Origin of the sequence: Sulfuricurvum sp. (assembly GCF_049305995.1) — a bacterium.
In the GTDB taxonomy this organism is placed as follows: Bacteria; Campylobacterota; Campylobacteria; order Campylobacterales; family Sulfurimonadaceae; genus Sulfuricurvum.
The window spans coordinates 1-3,219 of sequence record NZ_JBAQPS010000328.1 but is presented as its reverse complement, the minus strand read 5'-3'; the positions used below and the strand labels follow the sequence as shown (position 1 = coordinate 3,219).

Annotated in this window: 3 protein-coding genes; all 3 read right to left on the bottom strand. The window is 40.9% G+C overall.

Going from position 1 to position 3,219, the window contains the following annotated elements:
* Window positions 1-668: YjbH domain-containing protein (locus WA010_RS11200; RefSeq protein ID WP_422557200.1), on the bottom strand; the 668-nt coding region annotated here is incomplete at its 3' end.
* The gene (locus WA010_RS11195; protein ID WP_422557199.1) at window positions 665-1,609 is read right to left on the bottom strand and encodes a Wzz/FepE/Etk N-terminal domain-containing protein; all 945 of its coding nucleotides are present in this window, start codon (window positions 1,607-1,609) and stop codon (window positions 665-667) included. The genes WA010_RS11195 and WA010_RS11200, both read right to left, overlap by 4 nt.
* Window positions 1,609-3,219, bottom strand: a 1,611-nt coding sequence (locus WA010_RS11190) for an SLBB domain-containing protein (RefSeq protein WP_422557198.1), incomplete at its 5' end; no start/stop codon positions are given. The genes WA010_RS11195 and WA010_RS11190, both read right to left, overlap by 1 nt.

Below are 3,219 nucleotides of genomic sequence, written 5' to 3'. Positions count from 1 at the left end.
GACGTAAAGGGATTAATATAATCATACCGATACTCAATCGGACTGTATTCCGCTTTCAAAGAGAGCTGAGGGTTCACATGCGCTTCAATGCCTCCAAATACGCTTCCTCCGCCGAATTTTGTACTTTTGAGAAAAGTTATCCCTCGATCGTCCGCATTATTAGCACCATACTTACGTAAGTCTTCTCCTCCCATTCGCCCCAGTGCGTATCCACCGCTCATTTCGAGAAAATCAAATCGTTTCGTTGCCACCAAATATTTGGAAGAGTACAATCCCGTACCGTGGATGTCGTCAAATCCTATCGCAACGGCAGGTGATAAACCATCTTCCTTGGAGAGGAGAAATTTCATATCAATGGCTTTGTCTTTGTATTCACCATACCCATCAGAATCAACAAATCCACTCATCCCTTGAACCTGAGTCATTCGAAGATTTATTTCCAATCTGGGCAAAGGGGCAATCGTCAATCCATAATAAATAAAGGGATCACCGTAGTAGAGGTGGGGGCGAATACGCCAATCATCCATGACCCGTGCATTTGGCATCTCAATCAAACCGGTTTTCCCGCTGTTTTGGGCAGAATAATCCGAATGCGTTTGATTGGCTGGAATAACGATCTCCGCATGTAGAACCAATGTTGTCGATAAAACTATCGAGAGATTTCTCAAATATTCTCCTCAATCGAGGGTTGTTTTCGAAAAAATTCAAGCAAAAATATGCCGAATATCCCTACGATCAAAGATGTAATAAACGAAACAACCACTATCATTCCACGCTTTGGTCCTACCTTGTCTCGTTCGTACGCAACGGATGGAGCAGTGATCATCTTAACGTTATAAAGTTCGCTGGAGTGTGCCAACACTTTTTTTTGAATCAAGCCTGACATTAGCTGCGACAACTGTGTTTTAAGGGCAAGATCACTGCTTTTTTGGAGTTCTTCATCGTAATAACGGATTTTTTTATCTATATCCGAAAGCTCATTCTTACGAAGTGATTCCGATGCGTACGCTAAAAAAAGTTTCACTGCATCGCGCGAAAGAAGCGCATCAGGATCACTATAAGCCACTGTAATAACAGAGGTTTTTTTATCGCTGGCGATTGATAATTTCCCTTTGAATACCTGATACGTACTAAACAGCAATCTTTCGCGTTCTTTCTCACTTGGACGTTCTAATGTCACCTCAGGAGATGATTTCAACATCCGATAAATACCCTCATACCCCAACGCAAAACGATAGTTTTTATCTCCATCTGGACGGTTTAGCCGTTCAAAGAGTCCTGATTTTAGTAAAAACTCACGCATCCAACGATAATCATCGAGATAAAGCTGATACGCTTGATCGGCCTGTAACTCTCCACCCCCCAAATCAACACCTGCCATACCTGCCAAGGCTCCGAGTCCACCGAGAGAAGCTGATTTGGATTGTTCTTGCGGAACCAAAACAGCTTGAGAATTATAAATATTAGGTTTAGACAACCCCCATATAACGGACATACCGGTCACAATTAATGTAAAAACAATAAGCTTTATTTTATGCTTGCCAATCGTTCGAGCAAGCTCACGAAGATCGATCTCATCTTCTTGGGTCGTTATTGGATCGTTTTGCATTATAGTGCTCCGATCGTATCAAGAGCCGCAACCGATACTGCTAGTTGATACAAAATTGCCGTAATGTCTTTGGCTAGTTGCATCCCGCTATACGTACTAATATACATTGGAACAATAATCACATCACCCGGACCGACTTTCGTCGATGATCCAAGTAAATACGATGTTTTAAATCCTTCCGCTTCTCCGTTAGCATGAACCACAAAAATATTTTTCTCATCAGCACTCTCTTTAAGACCACCGGCTTTGGCCAAATAATCATCCAGTGTGAGTTCTGCATTATAAACAATCGCATTAGGATTTAGCACCTGCCCTTGCACCATAACGCTATCTTCGCGTTCCGGAACGTACAGGGCATCCCCATTTTTCAGAAGAATATCCGAACTGCTACCTTCGAAGCGACGTATGTCATTTTGTAAATTAATCGCCAAACGCCCTACGAATTGCGTTTTTTTAACTTCCGCTTTAAGTGTTTCTAACATCGTAACCAATTGCGCTTTATCACCTGCATTTTGCCCTGCTTCAGTAGGCTGCGTCGCAATAAACATAATACGTTGTTCAAGATCTTTGATTTGACGTTCCACCCCTTCTCGTTGACGCAACTTTAGCTCTTCTCGGGTAAATACCGCACCTTGAACGTACGCTGCATCCGTAAAACCGCCGACACGTTTAAGCAGATCACTAAGAGTATCACCATCTTCAATCGGATATTCACCCGGATATTTGACTTTTCCTTGGATTTTAACCGATTTACGCTCATTCCACTGTGCGACTTTAAAGATGGTTACTTCATCATAATTGGTAAGAAGTGGTGAGCGTTCACCCATGACGTCCGACATTGTTATCTCTTTTACCTCTCGTGTACGGATACCGTTCACAATCGAATAACGGACAATTTCTATTTTTTCATTGCTCGCCTTATCGGTTAAACCACCCGCTGCTTGAATCAATTTTTGTAAGCTAAACTCACCATCTCCGATAGGATATTCGCCCGGCGCATAAACTTCTCCGTTAATCGTTGCTTTTTTCATCGGGTTAAGGGTATAAAAGCCCATAACTTTTACTTCATCAAATACATTTAATGCAATATTAGGTGTCATGGTCATATCGACTGTTTTTACTACTTGCCGATGGTTTTTTTGCTCTTTTGAAATAATTGTAATTTTACTTCTATCAATCAGACAGTTCATTCCAGCTGTTCCAAGTAACGCTTCAAGAGTCATTTTATCAAAAAATTTATACTCTCCCGGACGGGTAACACACTCTCCCGATATTCTAACAACCGGTTTTTCCGCGACCATTGTCTGATTTAAAATAAAGAGTTCATCTCGATTTTTTAAAGCAATTTTCTCTTTTCCACTGAGAGTATCTTGGAGCGAAAATCCAATCAGTTCTTCTTTAAGATTTGCATTGGTACGCTTGATAATCGCATAATCAAAATAGGTATCCTCTAAAAATACTCCTCTAAGGGTATTTTGGGTAATTTCTCGCTGAAAAAACTCTTTTATCTGAATACCTTCTTGAATCAGCGGCCAAAATCCCGGTTTAACAACATTACCATAAAGAGTAATTCCACGAAGATTACTTTTATCTAAATCATGAATATAGAC